Genomic DNA, 20698 nt, shown 5'->3' with positions numbered 1-20698 from the left:
TCCTTGCTTACTGGAGCTTGGTGAAATGGATGTCCTCGACCACCTTCTTCCAGTGCGCGTTCTGGCCCCGCACCAGGTCCGAGAAGGCCTGGCGCGAGGTTGGCGCCGGGATTGCGCCCTGCTTCTCGATGGCGGCGATCACCTCCGGCTCGGCCAGCACCTTGCGCACGGCTTCGTTGAGCTTGTCGAGGACCGGTGCGGGCGTGCCCGCCGGGGCGCCAAGGCCGAACCATGAGGGGTTGTTCATCGCCGGCAACCCGGCTTCGGCATAGGTCGGCACATTGGGCAGCACCTTCAGGCGCTGCTTCGCGGCAACCGCCAGCGGCTTCAAGCGCCCACCCTGGATCAGGGCGGCTGACGAGGGGATATTGTCGAACACCACCTGGATCTGACCCGCCACCGCATCGTTGAGCGCCGGGCCCAGGCCCTTGTACGGCACGTGCAGCATGCGCGTGCCGGTGCCGTTCATGAACAGTTCGCCGTTCATATGGCTCAGCCCACCGTTGCCGGACGAGCCGAACGAGTACTTGCCCGGGTTTGCCTTCAGCAGCTTGATGAACGCCTGCAGGTCCGTGGCCGGGAACGACGGGTTGACCACCAGCACGTTGGGCACGTCGGCCAGGTTGCTGATCGGCGCGAAGTCTTTGACCGGGTCGTAAGCGGTCTTCAGGTAGACGTTGGGATTGACCGCGTGCGAGCTCTCCACCTCCATCACCAGCGTGTAGCCGTCGGCCGGTTGCTTGGACGCATAGGCGCTGCCAACCGCGCCGCCGGCGCCGGGGCGGTTCTCCACCACCACCGGCTGCCCGAGCATCGGACCCAGGTGCGTGCCGACGATGCGCGCGATGATGTCGGTCGTGCCGCCGGCGGCGTAGGGAACGATCAGCTTGATCGGCCGGTCGGGGTAGGCGGCATGCGCGGTACCCGCTATGCCGAGCAGGGCAATGGCGATCAGGGTTGGCTTCATCAGGTGTCTCCGTGTCAGGGTTATCGGTCTTGTGGTGTTGGTCAGCTCGCCGGACTGTGCTCGCCGAGCAGCGGCGGCGGTGGCAGCGGTGGCAGCGGGCCGTCGTGCCCCGCCAGCATCGGGTTGCGCACCATCGGCACGCGTCCCATTACGGGGTGCTCGGCCACCTGCATCAGGCCGCGGTGCTGCACCTGCGGATGGGCGAAGACCTCATCCATGGTGTGGATCGGCCCCCAGGGCACGCCGTTGGCATCGAAGGCCTCGGTCCATGCGGCACGGGTGCGCGTGGCGAAGACCTCGGTCAGCAGCGCGCGCAGCGCCGGCAGGTGTTCGATGCGCGCAGAGTTGGTGGCATAGCGCGGGTCCTGCGCCAGTTCAGCCAGGCCAGCCACCGTGCAGAAGCGCGCGAACTGGCCGTCATTGCCGATCGCCAGGATCAGGTGGCCGTCTGCGCAGCGGAACACTTCATAAGGTGCGCAGTTGGGATGGGCGTTGCCGCTGCGCTGCGGGTTCTGGCCGGATACCAGATAGTTGGCGGCCTGGTTGGCGTTCATCGCCACCGCCACATCGAGCAGCGCGATATCGAGGTGCGTGCCCATGCCGGTCGCCTGCCGCTGGTACAGCGCGGCCAGTACGGCCGAGGTCGCATACATGCCGGTGCTCAGGTCCACCACCGCCACGCCGGTGCGCAGCGGCCCGGCGCCAGGCGTGCCGTCGGGCTGGCCGGTATAGCTCATCAACCCGCCCATGCCCTGGAACACGTAGTCATAGCCAGGCTTGTCCGCCATCGGCCCGCTCTGGCCGAAGCCGGTGATCGACAGATAGACCAGGCGCGGATTGATCGCCTTGAGCGTGTCGTAGTCCAGCCCGTAGCGGCGCAGCGTGCCGACCTTGTAGTTCTCAACCAGCACGTCGGCCTCGCGCGCCAGCTCGCGTACCTGCGCCGCACCCTCGGGCGTGCCGTAGTCGATCGCGACGGAGCGCTTGCCGCGGTTGCAGCAGATGAAGTAGCCGGACAGGCGGGCATCGTCCTCGGTGCCGGGCGACTCCAGGTAGGGCGGACCCCAGCCACGGGTATCGTCGCCCCGCTGCGGGTGCTCGACCTTGGTCACCTCGGCGCCCAGGTCGGCCAGGTTCTGGGTACACCAGGGACCGGCCAGGATGCGCGACAGGTCCAGGACACGGACCCCTGCCAGGGCGCGATGCAGCATGATGACTCCGCTTTCGAACGACAATGCGGCGGAGTATAGGGAGGGGCTTCCAGGCGAACCAGTCGAGAGTTTTTAAAGGCGCGTTCGCGGGATTTCAACGCTCAGGGACGCTGCAGTACGGGTGGCTGCGCCGCCCTGGCCTGCCCCGCCGTTTGGCGCGTGGGCGTTGCCGTGTCACAATTCGCGTTTGGCACTGACTCGGCACGTGACTCGGCCGGCCGCGTCGCCGTGCTTCCCGCCGCCCTGGCGCGCGCAGTGGAAGCCCGCCCAAGAGCCGACAAATTCACTTAGATTTTCTGGCGATGACTACCATCCTTCAGCACATTCCTTCCGGCCAGCGCGTCGGAATCGCCTTCTCCGGCGGCCTTGACACCAGCGCGGCACTCCTCTGGATGCGCCAGAAGGGCGCCGTCCCCTACGCCTACACCGCCAACCTGGGCCAGCCGGACGAGCCCGACTACGACGACATCCCGCGCCGCGCCAAGGCCTACGGCGCCGAGGAAGCCCGCCTGGTCGACTGCCGCACGCAACTGGTGGCCGAAGGCATCGCTGCCATGCAGTGCGGCGCGTTCCACATCTCCACCGCCGGCATCACTTACTTCAATACCACCCCGATCGGCCGCGCCGTCACCGGCACCATGCTGGTCGCCGCGATGAAGGAAGATGGGGTAAATATCTGGGGCGATGGCAGCACGTTCAAGGGCAATGACATCGAGCGCTTCTACCGCTACGGCCTCCTGACCAACCCCGGCCTGCAGATCTACAAGCCGTGGCTGGACCAGCAGTTCATCGACGAACTGGGCGGCCGCGCCGAGATGTCCGAGTTCATGCGCCAGAACGGCTTCGACTACAAGATGTCGGCAGAAAAGGCGTACTCGACCGACTCCAACATGCTGGGCGCCACCCACGAGGCCAAGGACCTGGAGCACCTGGATTCAGGCATCCGCATCGTGCAGCCGATCATGGGCGTGCAGTTCTGGCGCGATGACGTGGAAGTGAAGCGCGAAGAAGTGACCGTGCGCTTCGAGGAAGGCCAGCCGGTTGCACTGAACGGCCAGACCTTCGCCAACAGCGTCGACCTGTTCATGGAAGCCAACCGCATCGGCGGCCGCCATGGCCTGGGCATGAGCGACCAGATCGAAAACCGCATCATCGAAGCCAAGAGCCGCGGCATCTACGAAGCCCCGGGCCTGGCGCTGCTGTTCATCGCCTACGAGCGCCTGATCACCGGCATCCACAACGAAGACACCATCGAGCAGTACCGCGACAACGGCCGCCGCCTGGGCCGCCTGCTGTACCAGGGCCGCTGGTTCGACCCGCAAGCCATCATGCTGCGCGAAACCGCCCAGCGCTGGGTGGCCGGCGCCATCACCGGCGAAGTCACCATCGAACTGCGCCGCGGCAATGACTACTCGATCCTGAACACCACCTCGCCCAACCTGACCTACAAGCCGGAACGGCTGACCATGGAGAAGGGCGAGTCGATGTTCACGCCGCTGGACCGGATCGGTCAGCTGACGATGCGTACGCTGGATATCGTCGATACGCGCGAGAAGCTGCAGACATATGCCAAGTCGGGGCTGCTGTCGACGAAGGTGAGTGCTTCGTTGCCGAAGCTGGAAGACTGAGCGGGGCGCTGAATGGCGCAACGCTGGCAGTAAGAGGACCGGCACCTTTGGGTGCCGGTTTTTTTGCAGTCTGCTCTGTGCCCCGGACTGTGGATGGACGGCCTCGCTTGTTGCTGTGTAGAGTTACGGAACACTGAGCAAGGCTTGTATTCATGTCGCCCGGTCTAACCATCCCTGCCACCATCCTCGCCGTCGCCAGCTCCGCGACGCATGACTTCGCCAAGCAACTGCGCGACGAAATCCAGCTGCTGCCGGGCCTCGGCGTAGAAGGCGACGCCCACGCCGGCCAGACCGTCAAGCACCGCTCGCGTGTACACGTCGACCCGACCCAGCCCAACCTGCGCCAAGTCCACCTGATCGGCACCGAGCTTCACGCCGAACTGGCACGTGCCGGCTTCGATGTCGGGCCTGCCGATCTCGGCGAGAACATCACCACGCAAGGCATCGACCTGCACGCGCTGCCAGTTGGCACGCAGCTAAAGCTGGGCGCAAGCGCCATCATCGAACTGACCGGCCTGCGCAATCCCTGCGCACAGATCGAAGCCTTCCAGCCGGGTTTGCTCGCACAGGTACTAGGGCGGGCTGACGACGGCACACTGATTCGCAAGGCCGGCGTCATGGGCATTGTCATCGCGGGTGGCGTGGTGCGTGCTGGCGATGTGATCGCCGTCAGGCTGCCGCCGCCTCCTCATCGCGTCCTGGAGCGCGTCTGACGAGGGCCACCGCAAGGCTATCCCCACCGGCGTACACTGTTGCATCCCGACCTCCGGAGACCCGCGCCCATGTCCGCCCTGCGCACCCTCTACCCCGAAATCGAGCCCTATCAGACCGGCATGCTGGACGTCGGTGACGGGCACGTCATCCACTACGAGCGCGTCGGCACGCCCGGCGCCAAGCCGGCGGTGTTCCTGCACGGCGGGCCAGGTGGCGGGATTTCGGCGGACCATCGGCGGCTGTTCGATCCGGCGCGCTATGACGTGCTGCTGTTCGACCAGCGCGGCTGCGGAAGCTCGACGCCGCATGCGGGGCTGGAGGCCAACACCACCTGGCACCTGGTGGACGATATCGAGCGCCTGCGCGCGCTGGTGGACGTGGAGCGCTGGCTGGTGTTCGGCGGCTCGTGGGGCTCGACGCTGGCGCTGGCGTATGCGCAGAAGCATCCGGAGCGTGTCAGCGAGCTGGTGCTGCGCGGCATCTACACGGTATCGCAGGCAGAGCTGGACTGGTACTACCAGTACGGCGTGTCGGAGATGTTCCCCGAGAAGTGGGAGCGCTTCCAGGCGCCGGTGCCCGAAGCCGAGCGCGGCAACATGATGGCCGCCTACCGCAAGCTGCTCACCGGCGACGACAAGGACAAGCAGGTGGAAGCGGCGCGCGCTTGGAGCGTGTGGGAAGGGGAGACGATCACCCTGCTGCCGGATGCCGACAACAGCGCCAAGCATGCCGACGGCCATTTTGCGCTGGCCTTTGCGCGGCTGGAGAATCATTACTTCACTCACCGCTGCTGGCTGGAAGACGGGCAACTGCTGCGCGATGCGCACAAGCTGACCGGCATCCCCGGTGTCATCGTACACGGCCGCTACGATATGCCTTGCCCGGTGCGCTATGCCTATGCGCTGCATCAGGCGTGGCCGAAGGCCGATTTCCATCTGATCGAAGGCGCCGGCCATGCGTGGACGGAGCCGGGCATTCTCGACCAGCTGATCGCCGCGACCGACCGCTTCGCGGCAGCGGGATGACCGACTGGCCGCGTACAACCACAAAACCAGGAGACAACGCATGCAACTGTTTGCCCACCCGTTCTCTTCCTACTGCCAGAAAGTCCTGATCGCGCTGTACGAGAACGCGATCCCGTTCGAGTTCCGCATGCTGTCGCCCGACCATGAGCAGAACATGGTTGAGCACGCCGAACTGTGGCCGCTCAAGCGCATGCCGGTGCTGGTCGATGACGACCGCATCGTGCTCGAATCCAGCATCATCATCGAATACCTGGAGATTCATCACCCCGGCCCGGTGCGTTGGCTGCCTCAATCGGCCGACGCGGCGCTCGAGGTCCGCCTGCTCGACCGTTTCTTCGATCAGTACGTGATGACGCCGATGCAGCGCATCGTGTTCGATTTCATCCGCCCTGAGGAGCATCGCGATGCCTTTGGCGTGGCCGAGGCGCGCAAACAGCTCGAGACAGCCTACGCATGGCTGGAACAAACGCTGGCCGGCCGTGAATGGGCCGCTGGCAGTGACTTCACGCTGGCCGACTGCGCGGCGGCGCCCTCGCTGTTCTATGCCGACTGGGTGCATCCGATCCCCGCGGATTGCGCCAACTTGCGCGCCTACCGCAGCCGGCTGCTGGCGCGGCCGTCGTTTGCGCGCGCAGTGGAAGACGCACGTCCGTACCGCGGGTTCTTCCCGCCCGGCGCACCGGACCGGGACTGAGCGCAGGCCCCCGGAGATTCGCCGATGGACCGCCTTGCCGCGATGGAAACCTATGTCAGCGCGGTCGAGGCCGGCTCGTTCTCGGGCGCGTGCGCGCGGTGCTGACCGACTGGACGCTGCCGCCGGTCGACCTGTGGGCAGTGTTTCCGTCAGGCCGGTTGGCCACCTCGAAGGCGCGCGCGTTCGTGGCCTTCGTCGAGGAAATCCTTGCCAATGCGGGCCATGCCGGGGCCGCGCAGCCATGACACGGCCCCACATGCCGCTCAGGCGGTCGCCGCAGCCCGCTGCAGCAACGGCAGCATCTCCGACGGATCGGGCCGTTGGGTGTAGTCGTCTACCTGGGGGCGGAGATCGCGCGCTTGCCGGTCACGCCGGCGTGAGCAGGCGCGCTGGGGCGCTCAACGCACGCGTCCCCGCGCTACTAGAACCGTGAGCGGCCGCGCCAGCAGCGTGCTGGCCAGCGCCATCAGCAGCAAACCGGAAAACGCCGTCGTGCTGATGATGCGTGCGTCCAGCAGCACGGTCAGCACCACCACCTCGACCAGCCCCTTGGTCTGCAGCAGTGCGCCCAGCGCCAGCGCATCGGACCAGCCCATGCCCGAGCGCCGCGCAGGAACCGCCACGCCGGCCATCTTGCCGGCAATGGCGATGGCCAGCGACACCGCCGCGATCAGCAACGCCATGGGATTGTGCAGCGAGATCTCCGTACGCAGCCCGGCGGCGAGGAAGAAGAAGGGCAACAACACCACCACCGTCACCGGTTCGAGCTGCTGGCGCACGCGCTGGGCTTCGCGCGTGGGCCACACCAGCCCGGCCACGAAGCCGCCCATCACGTGGTGCAGCCCGGCCAGCTCGCCCAGGAATGCCGACGCCAGCACCAGGAACAGTGCCAGCGCCAGCAGCAGCTCGGTCTCGGGCGGCCGGCGGCGCAGCAGCCAGGCCAGCGCGGGGCGCACCGCCAGGAACATGAATGCCAGGTAGGCCCCGGCACGGGCGGTCACGGTGGCGACGCCGTCATTGCCGCCGTGCTGCAGCAGCACCACCGTCAGGAACAGCCACACCCAGGCATCGTTGACCGCCGCGCAGCGCAGCGCCAGCTGGCCCAGCGGCGTGCCGGTCAGGCGCATCTCGCGCAGCACCGCGCCCAGCACCGGCAGCGCCGTGACGGCAGTGCAGATGCCCATGGCGCAGGCGAACCAGTAAGGATCGGTGCGTTCGCCGCCCACCGGCCAGCCGGCTCCCATCATCCACCACCCGGCTGCGGCGCCGAGCGCGAACGGCACGGCGATGCTGCCCAGCGAGATCTGCACGGTCGCGCGCCATTGCGCGGGCACGCTGTCCTCGCGCAGGTGCAGGCCGGTCAGGAAGCAGAACAGCGTCACCGCCAGCCACTGCAGCCCGGACAGCATCGGCAGGTGGTCGGGCCCGAACAGCGCGGTCCAGCCCTGCGGCGCGAGCTGCCCGAATACCGACGGGCCCAGCAGGATGCCGGCCAGCACCTGCACGCAGACTAGTGGGAACACCGACTGCAGGCCGGCGCCGCGCCACAGCAGGTAGGGCAGTGCGACCACCAGCATCGCCTGCAGGAAGAAGATACTGACTGCGTTCATTGCGCGGTCCTCCTGGTACTTACCATTTCGCCTCTCGCACTTCCTGCAGCAGGCGGCGCAGCTCGGGTTCGAGTGCGCGGTCCTGCACGATCAGCGGGATCTCCGCCTGCAGCCGCTCGGCCAGCGGCTGCAGCGGTTGCGGCAGCGTATAGCCAGTGCGCAGGCGCAGCGCGATGCCCTGGCGCACCGCGACCAGCATCGCGGCCGCCACCTGCTCTGTGAGTTCCAGCACGCGCAGGCAATCGCGACTGGCGATGGTGCCCATGCTGACCTTGTCCTGGTTATGGCATTCGGTCGAGCGCGAGAACGCGGTCGCCGGCATGGTGTGCTTGAGTGCCTCGGCAGTCCATGCCGAGGCACCGATCTGCACCGCTTTCAGGCCGTGGTTCAGCGGCGCGTCGGCACCGGTGGCGCCAGACAGGTTGGCCGGCAGCCCGTTGTTGTAGCGCGGATCGACCAGCGTGGCGAGCTGGCGGTCCATCAGGTCGGCGACGCTGGCGACCGCGGTCTTGAGCGCGTCCATGGCGAAGGCGATATGCCCGCCGTAGAAGTGGCCGCCGTGCAGCAGGCGCTCTTCGTCGGGTTCGACCAGCGGGTTGTCGTTGGCGCTGTTCAGTTCGGTCTCGATCCAGCGCCGCGACCAGTCGAGCGCGTCTTCCAGCACGCCGATCACGTGCGGCGCGCAGCGCAGCGAGTAGCGGTCCTGCAGCCGGTTGGCGTGCCGCGGCGCGCGCGAGTCGCCCAGCAGGTGGCGGATGCGCTGCGCGGCGCGCTTCTGGCCGGGGTGCGGCTTGGCGTCGAACAGCGTGGCGTCGTAGTGGTAGGGGTTGCCGTCCACCGCCGCCACCGCGGCGGCCGTCAGCGTGGCGGCCAGCTTCGCCAGGTTGGCGGCGCGCTGCCACGCGAGGCAGGCCAGGCCGATCATCACCGCGGTGCCGTTCATGATCGCCAGCGCTTCCTTGGGGCGCAGCCGCAGCGGCTCGCGGCCGATCGCGGCCAATGCTTCGGCGGCGGGCTGGCGCCGGCCCTGGTACACCACCTCGCGCTCGCCGCACAGCGCCGCCGCGACATACGACAGCGGCGTCAGGTCGCCGCTGGCGCCGACCGATCCCTCGGCGGGAATGCACGGAAGCACGTCATGGGCGAGAAACGCGGCGAGCTGCTCCAGCAGCGCGGGGCTGACCGCCGAATAGCCCTGGCATAGCGAGGCCAGCCGGGCGGCGAGCACGGCGCGGGTCTCGTTGGCGTCCAGCAGCCGGCCCAGCCCGCAGCCGTGGAAGGTGTACAGGTGCACCGGCAGCTCGTAGGCGCGTGCCACCGGGACCGTGGTCTCGCACGAATCGCCGTAGCCGGTGGTGACGCCGTAGACGCGGCCGTCCTCCTGCAGCAGCCGGTCCAGGAAAGCCATGCCGCGCGTGATGCGGGCGCGGAAGGCCGGCGCATCGGACAGCATGGCACCAGCGCGGCGGTGCGCCAGTGCGGCCACCGCTTCGATGGTCAGGGGCGTGCCGTCAAAGACCACCGACGTGGCGGTGTTGGCGGCATCGAACGCAAAGTGTTCAGACATCGGTTCAGGCATTCATCATTGCAGCGGCGCGGTGCCGGAGGGCACGAGCCGCCAGTAGCGGGGAACGGGCATTCCCGGCGCGGTCATGGCACGCAGGTCGTCAGAACAGAGTGCGAGCACGTGGTTGTCGTGCAGCCACGTACAGGCATTGGCGTCCTGCGCGCCCGACGCCGCCTCGATCCCGAGCCCATGGCCCAGCATGGTGGCAAACAAGCCACCGCCGTGGCGCTTGAGTCCCGCCTCCTTCAGCGTCCACGCATGCGCAAACCGGTGCACGGTATCCGCCGGAGCGGCGGTGTGGTCGGCGAGCGCGGCACGCTCGACGTCCGTGGTGATCGCGTCATACAGCGCATCCAGTCCCTTGCGCGACCGGCACGGTTCGAGATCGAGTCCGAGCGCAGCGACGCTCACTGCGCAGGCAACCAGGTCGCCGCTGTGGGAAATCGACAGCTTCGCGGGCACGCCACCGGATACCACCGGCGCGGCATCGGCGCCGCCCGTCAGCATCCAGTCCCGCCACGCGCCGCCGAACGCTTCGGCCAGCAGCGCACGCGCCAGCCAGCGGCCGGCGACGAACTGGCCGCGCCGCCGCGCCGCCTGCATCGCGGCCAGGCGCGCCAGTTCGCCTTCAGACATCCATGACTGCGCGTCGGGCGCCTGCGCGGCAAGTTCCGTCACGCCCCCAAGGCGCAGCCAGGTGGTCATTACTGCGCGATCCTGGCGTAGGTGCCCTTGAGCGCAACGCCCACCACCACGGCGCCGGCGTGGCATTCGTAGTCGGTCGGGCTGGCGACTTCGTTCTTCTTGTAGTAGCTGACGATGTCGATCACCGCATTGGCGCCCTGCGACTTGGCCGTGTCCTGCAGCGCGATCAGCGCCGACAGCGCGGCCCAGCGGCAGCCGTCTTCATCGCTCTTGCCCACGCCGTTGGTCTTGCGGTTGGAGACGCCCGAATCCATGCGCTGCAGCACCTTGGGGGTCTTCTGGCCGGAGAGGTAGAAGCGGAAGGAATCGTCGAGCTTTTCCTTGGCCTCGGGCATGTCGAGCACTTCCTGCAGCGGCATCATGTACTTGGTGTCGCGTGCGTGCGCGGGAGCCGACAGCAAGGCGCTGGCGCACAGGGTGATGGCAACGACAGAGAGAGCGGATTTCAAAGATCTTCCTTTTTGTTGGTTGGCAATCTATTAGAAAGGACTTCAGTCTTCCCAACGGCGGAACACCAGCGAGGTGTTGATCCCGCCAAAAGCGAAGTTGTTGCTCATCACGTAGTCCACGTCCAGCTGGCGCGGCGTTTCCATGATGTAGTCGAGGGGCGCGCAGCGCGGGTCGGGCGTGCTCAGGTTCAGCGTGGGCGCGAACCAGCCGTCGCGCATCATTTCGATGGTCATCCAGGCTTCCAGCGCGCCGCAGGCGCCCAGCGTATGGCCCATGTAGCTCTTGAGCGAGCTGACCGGCATCGAAGGACCGAACACCGCATGCGTGGCGTGCGATTCGGCGATGTCGCCGTGGTCGGTGGCGGTGCCATGCGCGTTGACGTAGCCGATGCGGCCGGGCTCGAGGCCCGCGTCTTCCAGCGCCAGGCGCATCGCCACGGCCATGGTTTCGGCCTTGGGCTGGGTCACGTGCGCGCCATCGCTGTTGGTGCCGAAGCCGACGATCTCCGCCAGGATGCGCGCGCCGCGCGCCTGCGCGTGCTCCAGTTCCTCCAGCACCAGCGTGCCCGCGCCTTCTCCAAGCACCAGGCCATCGCGCGCGCTGTCGAACGGGCGCGGGGTGGCCTGCGGGGTGTCGTTGCAGGTGCTGGTGGCAAAGAGCGTATCGAACACCGCCGCCTCGGTGGCGTCGAGTTCTTCGGCGCCGCCCGCGAGCATCGCCACCTGGCGGCCGGAGCGGATCGCCTCGTAGGCGTAGCCGATGCCCTGGCTGCCTGAGGTGCAGGCGCTCGACGTGGTCACGATGCGGCCGGTGATGCCGAAGAACACGCCGATATTGACGGCCGTGGTGTGCGGCATCATGCGGATATAGGTGGTTGCGCTGATGTCCTCGGTAGTGCGCTCGCTCCGCATGCGGCCGAAGTCGGCGACCGCCTCGGGGGTGCCGGTGGACGACCCATAGGCGATGCCGAGCTTGCCGCTGGCCAGCAGCGGGTCGCCCACGAGGCCGGCGTCCTGCAACGCGGCTTCGCTGGCCAGCACCGACATCAGCGCCACCTTGCCCATCGAGCGCGTCAGCTTGCGCGTGTAATGCGCCGGCAGCACCAGCGGCGGCACGGGTGCGCCCAGCATCGTGTTCAGGCCCTTGATGCCTTCCCAGTCCGGCATGCGCACGACCGCGCTGCGGCCGGATTTCAGGGTGCTGCGCACCGCGGCCCAGTCATTGCCCAGCGCACAGACTGCGCCGGTTCCGGTGACAACGACGCGCTTCATCCGAACATGCCCCCGTTGACCGAGATCACCTGGCGCGTGATATAGCCCGCGTCGGGCGACATCAGGAAGGCCACCGTGGCGGCCACCTCATCCGGCGTGCCCAGGCGGCGCGCCGGGATCATGCGCAGCGCTTCGTCGCGCACGTGCTGCTCGACCATGTCGGTGTCGATCAGCCCGGGCGCGACGCAGTTGACGGTGATCGCGCGCTTGGCGAGCTCGATCGCCAGCGCCTTGGTGGCGCCGATGATGCCGGCCTTGGCCGCGCTGTAGTTGGTCTGGCCGCGGTTGCCCACCAGCCCCGACACTGACGACAGCGTGACGATGCGGCCCGGCTGGCGCCGCTGCACCATTGGCATCACCACCGGGTTGAGCACGTTGTAGAAGGCATCGAGATTGGTGTGGATCACCTCGTCCCACTCGGCGCCGCTCATCGCCGGGAAGGCCGCGTCGCGCGCCAGGCCTGCGTTGCAAACCACGCCGTAGTAGCAGTCATGCGCGGCGATGTCGGCCAGCAGCACGGCGGCGGCTTCCTCGCGCCGGGCCACGTCGAAGGACAGCACACGGGACTTGCGGCCGCAGGCGCGTACCGCGTCGGCGACGGATTCGGCCTCTTCGCGGCGCGCGCGGCAATGCACCACCACGTCATAGCCGTCGCGGGCCAGCCGCAGGGCGATGGCGCGTCCGATGCCGCGGGACGAGCCCGTGACCAGCACGGTCGGATTGGTCATAACTCTTGTCCTTGCAGAAAGGCCTGCGCATCCGCAGGCTGGAAGACGGAGACATTGGCGCGGGCGACCTCGCGGCCATCGAGCGCCAGCCGGCAGGCGAACTGGCCCAGGCCGTTGTCGCCGGTCAACTCCGCCTGCACGCTGATCGTGAGTTCGCTGCCGACGGGAAAGGCCGGCACGTCGCATTCATAGCGGCGCGAACCCAGCAGGAAGCCGATGCCCGGCGGGCGTCCCGCGCGCCGGTCGCGCACGCCGGCCCACGCGGCGATGGCCTGCGCCATGTATTCGATGCCGACCCAGCCGGGCATGCCGGCGGGATCGACGAAGAGTTGCCCGGGCCGCACCGTCGCACGTGCGGTGCAGCCGTTGTCGTCGGCCTGCACCAGCGCGTCGAGCAGCAGCATGGCGCCGCCGTGGGGCACCACTTGGGCGATGGGCGGCAGGGTTTGCAGATCTTGCATGGTTTATCCCTCCCCCAGCACCAGCACGCAGTTGCTGCCGCCAAAAGCGAACGAATGGCTCATCACGTAGCGCGGTGCGCGCCCGAGCGTGCTGCCCGGGCCGGCGACGTGCAGCACTGGCAGCGCGGCATCGGCCGCGCCGTCCCACCAGTGCGGCGGCAGCTTGCCATGCGGATTGCCGTTCAGCGTCAGCCACATCAATGCGGCTTCGATTGCGCCGGCCGCACCGAGCGTGTGGCCGGTCAGCGACTTGGTGGAGCTCACGGGCACCTCGCGGCCGAGCACGTCGGCGACAGCATGTGCTTCCATCACGTCGTTGGCCGGCGTGGCGGTGCCATGCAGGTTCACATAGTCGATCGCCTCTGCGCCGATGCCCGCCCGCGCCAGCGCCTGCTGCATCGCCAGGCGCGCGCCCTTGCCCTGCGGGTCCGGTGCGGAGACATGGAACGCATCCGATGACTCGCCCCAGCCGGGCAGGCGCACCGGGCCCGGCTCGCGCGACATCAGGAACAGCGCCGCGCCTTCGCCAAGGTTGATGCCGTTGCGGTTGGCCGACAGCGGATTGCAGCGCGCCGCGCTGACCGATTCGAGCGCGGAAAAGCCGGCTACGGTAAAGGCACACAGCGTATCGACGCCGCCGGCAAGCACCACGTCAGCCAGCCCATGGCGCAGCAGCCGTGCGCCGGCGGCAAGTGCCTTGGCGCTCGATGAGCATGCGGTCGAAATGGTGTAGGCCGGCCCCTTCGTTCCCAGCACTCCTGCGAGGAAGCTCGCCGGCGAGCCCAGCTCCTGCTGGCCGTAGTGGTAGCTCTGCGGGAAGGCATTGCCGAGCACCAGCGCCTGCACCGCCAACTCGCCTTCGCGGATGCCGGAGGTGCTGGTGCCCATCACCACCGCCACGCGCGCGGGACCGACACGGGCGATCGCGTCATCCACCGCCGGGCGCACCTGCGCCAGTGCGTCGAGCAGCATGGCGTTGTTGCGGCTGCGATGGCGCGGGTCGGTGTGCGCCGGCGCAGCATCGTCCGCAAGATCGTTCACCGTGCCGAGCAGCAGCTGGCGGCCCGGGCTGTAGCGGTCGGTGACTTCACCGGCCATGGGGGCGTCTGCCTGCCACATGGCTTCGCGCACGGCATCCTGCCCGCGGCCGAGCGCACAGCGGATGCCGACGGTGTTCAGGAACGCCGTCATGCCGCACCGCCTTGCGCCGGAAGGTTGCGGATCGTCAGCCGGTAGCCGTCGCGGTACTGCACGAACAGCGTGGTGGCCGCATCCGGAAAACGGATCTCGGCAACGGTTTCGGTGCCCTGGCGCAACTGGCGCAGTGCGGGTGTTGCGTCGAAGCTCCATCCCGCGGGCAATGCGGCGCGGATCGCGTCAGCCGGCCACAGCGACAACTGCAGGTCGCTCAGGATGCGCTCCGGCTGCAGTTCCGCGGGCGCCCATGGCGAGCGCGAGACCTGCAGGTTCGTCCCGTCCCAGCTCAGCCGCGCCAGCACCTGCCCGCCGGCCACGGCTGCGAGCCGCGTGTGCGCGGCATCGGCTTCCAGCAGCGCCATCAGCTCGCGGCGCTCGGTGCGGCCCTGCAACTGGAACTCGACGATGATGTGCTGCTGCAGCTTCAGTTCGCGCTGCAGCGATGCCGGCGGCAGGCGCAGCAAGGCCGTGGCACCGGGCTGCGGCGCGGCGTGCTCGGGGGCGGCACCCGGGGCGGCACAGCCCGCTGCCAGGGCAGCGGCCAACACCAGCGCGGACAAGGTAAGGCGGCGCATCAGACCTTGCAGAACTCTTCCAACACCGCCAGCCGGCGGCGCGGCTCGGCGACGAAGGGATTGTTGCGGTCCCATGCGTAGCCGGCCAGGATCGCGGAGATCATGCCGCGGATTTCCGGGGTGGCGTTGGGGTGGAAGATCAGCTTCTGGAAACGGCCTTCGTACCAGGCTTCGACAAAGACGCGGAAGCAGTCCACGCCGGCCTTGAGCGGTTGCGCGAACTCCTTCTCCCAGTCCACGGTCTCGCCGGAAAGCTGGCGCACCAGGCATTGCGCGGCGAGGCTGGCCGACTTGAAGGCGATGGTGACGCCGGAGGAGAACACCGGGTCGAGGAACTCGCCGGCATTGCCGAGCAGCGCATAGCCGTTGCCCCACAGCGATTTCACATTGGCCGAGTAGCCTGCGATCTGGCGCGCCGGGGTGTCCCATTGCGCATTGGCGAGCAGCCCGGCCAGGCCCGGCTCCTCGTTCACCAGCGCTTGCAGGCGCTCGGTCTCGGTGCCGGTGTAGCGGTCCAGGAAGGCCTTCTCGGCAACCACGCCCTGCGAGCAGCGGCCGTCGGAGAACGGGATGGTCCAGTACCAGACGTCCTGGTGTTCTGGATGCACGCTGATCAGGATCTTGTTGCGATCGAACTCGCCCGGCGCGATGTGGTCTTCCACGTGCGTGAAGATCGCGCTGCGCACCGGGAAGCCCGACGGCGATTCCAGGTTCAGCAGGCGCGGCAGGATGCGGCCGAAGCCGGAGGCATCGAGCAAGAACTTCGCGCGCACCGTGTACTGGCTGCCGTCCGGCGCGCGCACGGTGACCTCGGGCTGCGCGCCACTCACGTCGACGTTCTCGACCAGGTGCGAGAAGCGCACCTCCGCGCCCTGGCGTGCGGCGTCGCGGATCAGCACGTCGTCAAAGCGCGCGCGCTGCACTTGGTAGGTGGTGCCCCAGCCGGGCGAGAACTTCTCGCGGAAGTCGAACGCGGTCTGCTGCGTGCCGCGCGAGAAGGCGGCGCCGTTCTTGTACTGGAAGCCCGCTTCCACCACCGCGCGCAGCATGCCGGCCTCTTCGATATAGGCCATGCTCTGCGGCAGCAGGCTTTCGCCGATCGAAAAGCGTGGGAACGTCTCCTTCTCGATCACCAGCACCGGGATTCCGTGCTTGCGCAGCAAGCCGGCCGCGACCGAGCCCGCAGGGCCTGCGCCGATGATGACGACATCCGTGGTTTCCGTTTTCATCAGACTTGCTCCGAGAAACCCCGCCCTTCAGGGCCTTCAGGGCGGGGAGTGAAAGGAGCGCCGCCGACAGGCGGCATTCCCAAGTTAGAATGGCCGGCATGCTTCTCGTCTATCGCTACCGGGTGAAGTCGCTGAACGGCCTGCTCAATCAGCAGAGCCGCGTAGTGAACTACGTCTGGAACTTCTGCAATGATACGCAGAAGCACGCGCTCAAATGGGGCAAAAAATGGCCTACGGGCTTCGATCTGAACGTGCTGACGACCGGCAGCAGCAAGGAGCTCGGCATCCATTCGGGTACCGTCAATGCGGTTTGCGAGCAGTACGCCAAGTCGCGTAGCCAGCATCGCCGGCCCTATTTGCGCTATCGCGGCCGCAGATCCCTCGGCTGGGTGCCGCTCAAGGGCCGGGATCTCAAGCGCTCGGGCGACGCATTCCGCTTTGCCGGCAGCACATTTCGCGTGTTCAACTCGAGGCCCCTTCCCGAGGGCAAGATCAAGGACGGCACGAATTTCTCGCGCGACGCCCGGGGCAATTGGTTCCTGAACATCGTGATTGAAGTTGCCGACACTCAGGCCCGCTGCCCGGAACGCGGCGTCGGCATCGATCTGGGCTTGAAGGACCTTGCCACACTCTCCACCGGCGAGAAGATCGGGAATCCGCGCCACCTTGGCCAACTTGAGCAAGCCCTTGCCAAAGCGCAGCGTGCGCGCAAGAAACGACAGGCCACCAACGTCCACGCGCGCATCACCAATGCGCGGCGTGACTTCCTGCACAAGCTCTCGCATCGCATCGTGCGGGACTTCGACTACATCGCGGTGGGTAATGTGAATGCCGCCAGCCTCGCCAGAACCAGCATGGCGAAGTCCGTCCTCGATGCAGGCTGGTCGTCCTTCCGCACAATGCTCGCGTACAAGGCGATTGCGCATGGCGCGTGGTACGAGGAAGTCGACGAACGTTTCACCACCCAGGTCTGCTCTTCGTGTGACACGATGCCGCCGGAGAGGCCGAAAGGTATCGCAGACCTTGGAATAAGGCAGTGGGTATGCAGTCGATGCGGTGCTGTACATGATCGCGATGTGAACGCTGCGCTAAATATCCTTGCCCGATCGGGACATCGATCGCCTGCAGAGGGAATCTCCTCCCTTTAGAGCCTAGGGAGGAGAGGATGTCAAAAGCTTCAATCTCAATACTCAGGGACTGCGAGATGACGGGAACAGGCTCGTGGCTCAGTGCCCGCCATGCGAATTTCCTTGCTGCGCCAGCGGCCGGAACCAGGGCGACAGCACCCAGACCGCGCCGACGCCGGCCAGCATGGTGACGCCGAAGGCATGCAGCGCCGGCGTGGACGACAGCGCCAGCAGGCCGAAGGCGAGCAGCGTACTTGCGGCGCCCAGCACGATCGCCGTCCACGATACGCCATCGCCGGGGTGCTCCAGCAGGAAGATGCCGTAGTCGACGCCGACGCCAAGCAGCAGCGCCAGCGCCAGCACCGGGAACAGCTGCAACGGCACGTGCAGCCAGCCCAGCAGCGCCACGCTGAACAGCGCCGCCAGCAGGGTCGGCACCAGCGCGCGCCAGGCGGCGCGGCCGTAACGCCACGCCAGCAGCACCGAGACCGCGGCGGCGCCGGCCAGCAGCAGCCAGGTCATCAGCACGCGGTAATGGTGCAGCAAGCCGGACAGGTCCGCCACCCGGTCGACCCATTCGACGCCCGCTACGCCGGCCACGGCGGCCTGCACCTTGGGCATGGTCTTCGGGTCGTCCAGGCCGCGCAGCAGCATCACGCTGGCGTAATTGCCGTCCTTGCCTTCGCGGCCCACCCACAGGTGGCGCAGGGCTTCCGATACCGGATGGGCCAGCCACACCGGCAAGGTCAGCACTTCGTCCGGTCCGGCCATTTCGGTGCTGGCAGCGTGGCTGGCGGCCGTGCCGGTCACGTGCGCGACGCGCTCGCGCACCTGCGCCTCCAGCATCGATGCGAGCGCCGCGTCTGCACGCTGGCGTGCCGCCGAGGGGACCCAGTCGGACAGCGCGACAAAGCCGTCGATGCCGCCGTCCGCCATGATGCCAGCCAGCGCCGTCTTGGCGGCTTCCTCTCGCTGCAGCACCTGGTCGGCAGAGTCGCCGCGCACCAGCAGGAACTGGGCCGGGCTGGGGCTGCCGAGCAGGCGGCCGGCGGTGCGCTGGGCTTCGATCAGCGCTGGGGGCGAGCTTTGCAGCTGGCGCACGTCGTCCACCACCTTCACCTGCAGCAGGCCCGGCACGATAAAGGCGGCGAGCACGGCTGCCAGCAGCAACGTGCGGCGATCGGCGCGTGCGCGCGGCCACCGCGCCAGGCTGTCTGCCAGCCACGCGGACAGCCGCGTCGGCCGCAGGCTGCCGCGGTCGAGCAGCGGGAACCACAGCACCACGGTCAGGAATGCAGCGACCAGGCCTACCGCCGAGAACAGCGCCATCTGCCGCAGCCCCGGGAACGGCGCGATGCCCAGCGCCAGGTAGGCGACCACGCTGGTGGAGAGCGCCAGCGTCATGCCCGGCAGCAGCCGGCGCATTACGCCCGCCGGCGTGCGCCGGCCATCGGCCTGCCGCGTCACGAAGTAGTGGATGCCGTAGTCCTCGGCGACGCCAACCAGGCTGGCGCCGAACACCAGCGTGATCAGGTGGACGCGCTCGAACACGGCGCCGGTCACGGAGATCGCCGCGGCGGTGCCGATCAACAGCGACAGCGCCACCAGCACGATCGGGCGCAGCGAGCGGAAGGCCAGCCACACCAGCAGCAACACCGCCGCCAGCGAGCCCAGCCCGATCACGTTCATCTCGAAGCTGGCCTGCGCCGCCGCCGTCTCGGCGTGCAGCGGGATGCCGGCCATCACCACGCGCACCGCATCTTGTCCCTGGCGCGCGCTGGTATTGGCCGTGGCCAGCAGGTCGCCGTAGTCGGTATCGCCGCTGACCGAGAACGCGGGCTTGCTGATGCGATAGGTGAGCAGCACCCAGTGCATGCCTTCGGCCGAGAACGCCGCCAGCCCGTCGCGCTCGCGCACGCGGGTCAGGTCCGCGCGCGACAGCCACCAGCCCTGCCACAGCCCCAGCGGATCGGCCGACCAGCCCGACAGGCTGGTGCCGGCCGAGAACTGGTACAGCCGCGCCAGCGCCTGCTGCGCCAGCGTGTCGGCATCGGCGCGGCCGAGCATGGCGCGCTGGGCGTCGGTCAGCAGGTGGTCGCGCCAGGGGCGGTAGAAGGACAGCGCAGCGTCGAAGTCGAAGGCGGCGATCTTGTCGACCGGGCGCAGCAGCTGGGAATGCGCGCCGGTGGCCTGGCCGAAGCGCTGCGCGGCCGTCTTTGCCTGCTGCCAGTCGGGCGCGCCGACCAGCACGATGATCTCGCGCGAGACGCCGTCGGCCAGCTGGCGCAGCACGCGGTCGGCGGTGGCGGTGCGCTCGCTGCCGGGCAGCAGCGCCATCACGTCGGTATCGATGCGCGCGCTGCGCCAGAAGCTGGCCTGGTGCAAGGCCAGCGCCAGCACGGCCAGCAGCCAGGCGAACGCCAGCACGCGGGCCAGCGGCGCCATGCCCGCCAGCCCGGCGCGGGCACGGACCGGAACGCGGTTGGCGGAATCACTCAAAGCGCTGCGCCTCCGCGGCGGAAAGCCTTGGCGCCGCCACCGGCTCGATCAGGCGGATCTGGGTGGCATCACCGCCCGCCTCTTCCAGCCGGATGCTGCGCACGAAGCGGTCGCCGCTCAGCTCGATGCGGGCAAAGGCGCGCCGGATGCCGCTGTCGGTGGGCGTCAGCGTCAGCGCCCAGCTGTCCTTGCCAGCCAGCTTCGCATCCAGCGCAAAGCGCGTCGACAACTTCGACAGGTCGCCACGCAGCACCGCGATCATCGATTCGCCGACCACGCGCATCGCCGGCTGCTCGTCGGCGGCAAGACGCTGCTGCACCTGGCCGTCGGCGCCGCGCACCACCAGTTGCGTGGGCGTTACCAGCAGGCTCGACACGATCGGTTCGCGCGTGGTCCAGGCCAGCCCGCGTTCGCGGGCCAGCACGAAGTCGCCGCGCGAGACCAGCGGATTGGTAAAGCCCGCAAGCTGCCGCTTCTGCTCGAAGCGGCCGCGGATCACCGGCGCATCGGCCAGCCGTGCGGCGATGGCGCCGAGCGTATCGGCAGCCTGCGCCGGCAACGCCGGCACGCAGGCAAGCGCCGCGAGGGCGGCCAGCAAGGTGCGGCGCTTCATGGCTTCACCCCCAGCCGTTCCCACAGCACCGGCGGACACTCGTAGCACATCTCGCCGGTGCGCATGTCCACTGCTACCTGCACCGAATAGCCCTTGGTCAGGCGCTCGCCGGTGGTGGCATCGCGCAGCACGTAGTCGATCTTGAGCCGGTTTTCCCACTCGACGATGGTGGCACGCACGATCACGGTTTGTCCGTAGACCAGCGGGCGCACGTAGCGCAGGCGCAGGTCGACCACCGGCCACGCATAGCCGGAATCGCGCATCGCGGGATAGTCGTACTGGAACCGCGCCAGCAGCGCGCAGCGCGCCTGCTCCAGGTAGCGCACATAGTTGCCGTGCCACACCACGTCCATCGGGTCGAGGTCGTGGAAGGCGGGGCTGAGGGTGATCTCGTGGCTGAGGTCTGGGGTCATGGCGCTGTGAGGGT

At 68.2% G+C, this 20698-nt stretch carries 20 protein-coding genes and 1 pseudogene; 6 read left to right on the top strand and 15 right to left on the bottom strand.

Annotated elements, in window-relative coordinates; all coding sequences use genetic code 11:
* Positions 1–7 precede the first annotated feature (7 nt).
* Both AC10V3_RS34055 and AC10V3_RS34050 read right to left on the bottom strand, forming a co-directional pair.
* Complete coding sequence (locus tag AC10V3_RS34055) at positions 8–967, bottom strand: Bug family tripartite tricarboxylate transporter substrate binding protein (RefSeq protein WP_490923972.1); 960 nt, start codon at positions 965–967, stop codon at positions 8–10.
* 41 nt (positions 968–1008) lie between these two features.
* Positions 1009–2178: a CaiB/BaiF CoA transferase family protein gene (locus tag AC10V3_RS34050; RefSeq protein ID WP_022539819.1), complete on the bottom strand. Its 1170-nt coding sequence runs from the start codon at positions 2176–2178 to the stop codon at positions 1009–1011.
* A gap of 302 nt (positions 2179–2480) precedes the next feature.
* Between AC10V3_RS34050 and argG the strand changes: the two genes are divergently transcribed.
* From argG to AC10V3_RS34025, 5 genes and pseudogenes are all read left to right on the top strand, one after another.
* Positions 2481–3806, top strand: a complete 1326-nt coding sequence (gene argG / locus AC10V3_RS34045; protein ID WP_013954052.1) for an argininosuccinate synthase — start codon at positions 2481–2483, stop codon at positions 3804–3806.
* 152 nt (positions 3807–3958) lie between these two features.
* The gene (locus AC10V3_RS34040) at positions 3959–4519 is read left to right on the top strand and encodes an MOSC domain-containing protein (RefSeq protein ID WP_022539818.1); all 561 of its coding nucleotides are present in this window, start codon (positions 3959–3961) and stop codon (positions 4517–4519) included.
* 69 nt (positions 4520–4588) lie between these two features.
* Positions 4589–5545 carry a prolyl aminopeptidase gene (pip, locus tag AC10V3_RS34035; protein ID WP_022539817.1) on the top strand — a complete coding sequence of 319 codons (957 nt, stop codon included), beginning with the start codon at positions 4589–4591 and terminating at the stop codon, positions 5543–5545.
* 40 nt (positions 5546–5585) lie between these two features.
* Complete coding sequence (locus AC10V3_RS34030; RefSeq protein WP_022539816.1) at positions 5586–6239, top strand: glutathione S-transferase family protein; 654 nt, start codon at positions 5586–5588, stop codon at positions 6237–6239.
* Positions 6240–6313: 74 nt separating this feature from the next.
* Positions 6314–6484 (top strand): annotated as a pseudogene (locus tag AC10V3_RS34025) (LysR family transcriptional regulator); the annotation flags it as partial.
* Between the two features lie 153 nt (positions 6485–6637).
* On the opposite strand, the gene AC10V3_RS34020 reads toward AC10V3_RS34025, so the two are convergent.
* Genes AC10V3_RS34020 through AC10V3_RS33975 form a run of 10 tightly spaced genes read right to left on the bottom strand, consistent with a single transcriptional unit; the run spans position 6638 to position 16032 of the window.
* Positions 6638–7849 (bottom strand): cation:proton antiporter, encoded by a 1212-nt coding sequence (locus AC10V3_RS34020; RefSeq protein WP_022539814.1) that lies wholly within the window; start codon positions 7847–7849, stop codon positions 6638–6640.
* Between the two features lie 19 nt (positions 7850–7868).
* Positions 7869–9428 carry an HAL/PAL/TAL family ammonia-lyase gene (locus tag AC10V3_RS34015; protein WP_490923971.1) on the bottom strand — a complete coding sequence of 520 codons (1560 nt, stop codon included), beginning with the start codon at positions 9426–9428 and terminating at the stop codon, positions 7869–7871.
* A 3-nt stretch (positions 9429–9431) separates the two neighbouring features.
* Complete coding sequence (locus AC10V3_RS34010) at positions 9432–10121, bottom strand: 4'-phosphopantetheinyl transferase family protein (protein ID WP_022539812.1); 690 nt, start codon at positions 10119–10121, stop codon at positions 9432–9434.
* Complete coding sequence (locus tag AC10V3_RS34005; RefSeq protein ID WP_022539811.1) at positions 10121–10570, bottom strand: hypothetical protein; 450 nt, start codon at positions 10568–10570, stop codon at positions 10121–10123. Before AC10V3_RS34005 ends, AC10V3_RS34010 begins: the two co-directional genes overlap by 1 nt.
* 42 nt (positions 10571–10612) lie before the next feature.
* On the bottom strand, positions 10613–11842 hold the full coding sequence (locus AC10V3_RS34000) for a beta-ketoacyl-ACP synthase (RefSeq protein ID WP_490923970.1): 1230 nt from the start codon (positions 11840–11842) through the stop codon (positions 10613–10615).
* Positions 11839–12570 (bottom strand): 3-oxoacyl-ACP reductase FabG, encoded by a 732-nt coding sequence (gene fabG / locus AC10V3_RS33995; RefSeq protein ID WP_022539809.1) that lies wholly within the window; start codon positions 12568–12570, stop codon positions 11839–11841. Before fabG ends, AC10V3_RS34000 begins: the two co-directional genes overlap by 4 nt.
* Positions 12567–13031 (bottom strand): hotdog family protein, encoded by a 465-nt coding sequence (locus AC10V3_RS33990; RefSeq protein WP_022539808.1) that lies wholly within the window; start codon positions 13029–13031, stop codon positions 12567–12569. Before AC10V3_RS33990 ends, fabG begins: the two co-directional genes overlap by 4 nt.
* A 3-nt stretch (positions 13032–13034) precedes the next feature.
* On the bottom strand, positions 13035–14222 hold the full coding sequence (locus AC10V3_RS33985) for a beta-ketoacyl-ACP synthase (protein ID WP_454753506.1): 1188 nt from the start codon (positions 14220–14222) through the stop codon (positions 13035–13037).
* Positions 14219–14803 (bottom strand): DUF3261 domain-containing protein, encoded by a 585-nt coding sequence (locus AC10V3_RS33980; RefSeq protein ID WP_022539806.1) that lies wholly within the window; start codon positions 14801–14803, stop codon positions 14219–14221. Before AC10V3_RS33980 ends, AC10V3_RS33985 begins: the two co-directional genes overlap by 4 nt.
* Positions 14803–16032 carry an NAD(P)/FAD-dependent oxidoreductase gene (locus AC10V3_RS33975; RefSeq protein WP_022539805.1) on the bottom strand — a complete coding sequence of 410 codons (1230 nt, stop codon included), beginning with the start codon at positions 16030–16032 and terminating at the stop codon, positions 14803–14805. Before AC10V3_RS33975 ends, AC10V3_RS33980 begins: the two co-directional genes overlap by 1 nt.
* A gap of 98 nt (positions 16033–16130) precedes the next feature.
* On the opposite strand from AC10V3_RS33975, the gene AC10V3_RS33970 reads away from it, so the two are divergent.
* Positions 16131–17180 carry an RNA-guided endonuclease InsQ/TnpB family protein gene (locus tag AC10V3_RS33970; protein ID WP_041681325.1) on the top strand — a complete coding sequence of 350 codons (1050 nt, stop codon included), beginning with the start codon at positions 16131–16133 and terminating at the stop codon, positions 17178–17180.
* Positions 17181–17258: 78 nt separating this feature from the next.
* On the opposite strand, the gene AC10V3_RS33965 is transcribed toward AC10V3_RS33970, so the two are convergent.
* From AC10V3_RS33965 to AC10V3_RS33955, 3 genes are read right to left on the bottom strand one after another with little or no spacing between them, the layout of a single operon-like run.
* The gene (locus AC10V3_RS33965; protein ID WP_454753504.1) at positions 17259–19658 is read right to left on the bottom strand and encodes an MMPL family transporter; all 2400 of its coding nucleotides are present in this window, start codon (positions 19656–19658) and stop codon (positions 17259–17261) included.
* Positions 19651–20271, bottom strand: a complete 621-nt coding sequence (locus tag AC10V3_RS33960; protein ID WP_454753503.1) for an outer membrane lipoprotein carrier protein LolA — start codon at positions 20269–20271, stop codon at positions 19651–19653. Before AC10V3_RS33960 ends, AC10V3_RS33965 begins: the two co-directional genes overlap by 8 nt.
* Positions 20268–20684, bottom strand: coding sequence for an acyl-CoA thioesterase (locus AC10V3_RS33955; RefSeq protein WP_022539802.1), 417 nt, complete (start codon positions 20682–20684; stop codon positions 20268–20270). The genes AC10V3_RS33960 and AC10V3_RS33955 overlap by 4 nt, the downstream gene beginning before the upstream one ends.
* Positions 20685–20698 lie beyond the last annotated feature (14 nt).

The sequence above is a fragment of the Cupriavidus sp. PB-02 genome, assembly GCF_058252315.1.
This window is presented reverse-complemented; position numbering and strand designations above follow the sequence as displayed.

Excerpts from the sequence above, each read along its gene's own strand:
- argG (WP_013954052.1), top strand. The coding sequence starts at position 2,481 with ATGACTACCATCCTTCAGCACATTCCTTCCGGCCAGCGCGTCGGAATC.
- AC10V3_RS34015 (WP_490923971.1), bottom strand. The coding sequence starts at position 9,428 with ATGCCTGAACCGATGTCTGAACACTTTGCGTTCGATGCCGCCAACACC.
- AC10V3_RS33960 (WP_454753503.1), bottom strand. The coding sequence starts at position 20,271 with ATGAAGCGCCGCACCTTGCTGGCCGCCCTCGCGGCGCTTGCCTGCGTG.
- AC10V3_RS33985 (WP_454753506.1), bottom strand. The coding sequence starts at position 14,222 with ATGACGGCGTTCCTGAACACCGTCGGCATCCGCTGTGCGCTCGGCCGC.
- AC10V3_RS33990 (WP_022539808.1), bottom strand. The coding sequence starts at position 13,031 with ATGCAAGATCTGCAAACCCTGCCGCCCATCGCCCAAGTGGTGCCCCAC.
- pip (WP_022539817.1), top strand. The coding sequence starts at position 4,589 with ATGTCCGCCCTGCGCACCCTCTACCCCGAAATCGAGCCCTATCAGACC.
- AC10V3_RS34000 (WP_490923970.1), bottom strand. The coding sequence starts at position 11,842 with ATGAAGCGCGTCGTTGTCACCGGAACCGGCGCAGTCTGTGCGCTGGGC.
- AC10V3_RS34020 (WP_022539814.1), bottom strand. The coding sequence starts at position 7,849 with ATGAACGCAGTCAGTATCTTCTTCCTGCAGGCGATGCTGGTGGTCGCA.
- AC10V3_RS34050 (WP_022539819.1), bottom strand. The coding sequence starts at position 2,178 with ATGCTGCATCGCGCCCTGGCAGGGGTCCGTGTCCTGGACCTGTCGCGC.
- AC10V3_RS33970 (WP_041681325.1), top strand. The coding sequence starts at position 16,131 with ATGCTTCTCGTCTATCGCTACCGGGTGAAGTCGCTGAACGGCCTGCTC.
- AC10V3_RS34010 (WP_022539812.1), bottom strand. The coding sequence starts at position 10,121 with ATGACCACCTGGCTGCGCCTTGGGGGCGTGACGGAACTTGCCGCGCAG.
- AC10V3_RS34040 (WP_022539818.1), top strand. The coding sequence starts at position 3,959 with ATGTCGCCCGGTCTAACCATCCCTGCCACCATCCTCGCCGTCGCCAGC.
- AC10V3_RS34030 (WP_022539816.1), top strand. The coding sequence starts at position 5,586 with ATGCAACTGTTTGCCCACCCGTTCTCTTCCTACTGCCAGAAAGTCCTG.
- AC10V3_RS34055 (WP_490923972.1), bottom strand. The coding sequence starts at position 967 with ATGAAGCCAACCCTGATCGCCATTGCCCTGCTCGGCATAGCGGGTACC.
- fabG (WP_022539809.1), bottom strand. The coding sequence starts at position 12,570 with ATGACCAATCCGACCGTGCTGGTCACGGGCTCGTCCCGCGGCATCGGA.
- AC10V3_RS33980 (WP_022539806.1), bottom strand. The coding sequence starts at position 14,803 with ATGCGCCGCCTTACCTTGTCCGCGCTGGTGTTGGCCGCTGCCCTGGCA.
- AC10V3_RS33955 (WP_022539802.1), bottom strand. The coding sequence starts at position 20,684 with ATGACCCCAGACCTCAGCCACGAGATCACCCTCAGCCCCGCCTTCCAC.
- AC10V3_RS33975 (WP_022539805.1), bottom strand. The coding sequence starts at position 16,032 with ATGAAAACGGAAACCACGGATGTCGTCATCATCGGCGCAGGCCCTGCG.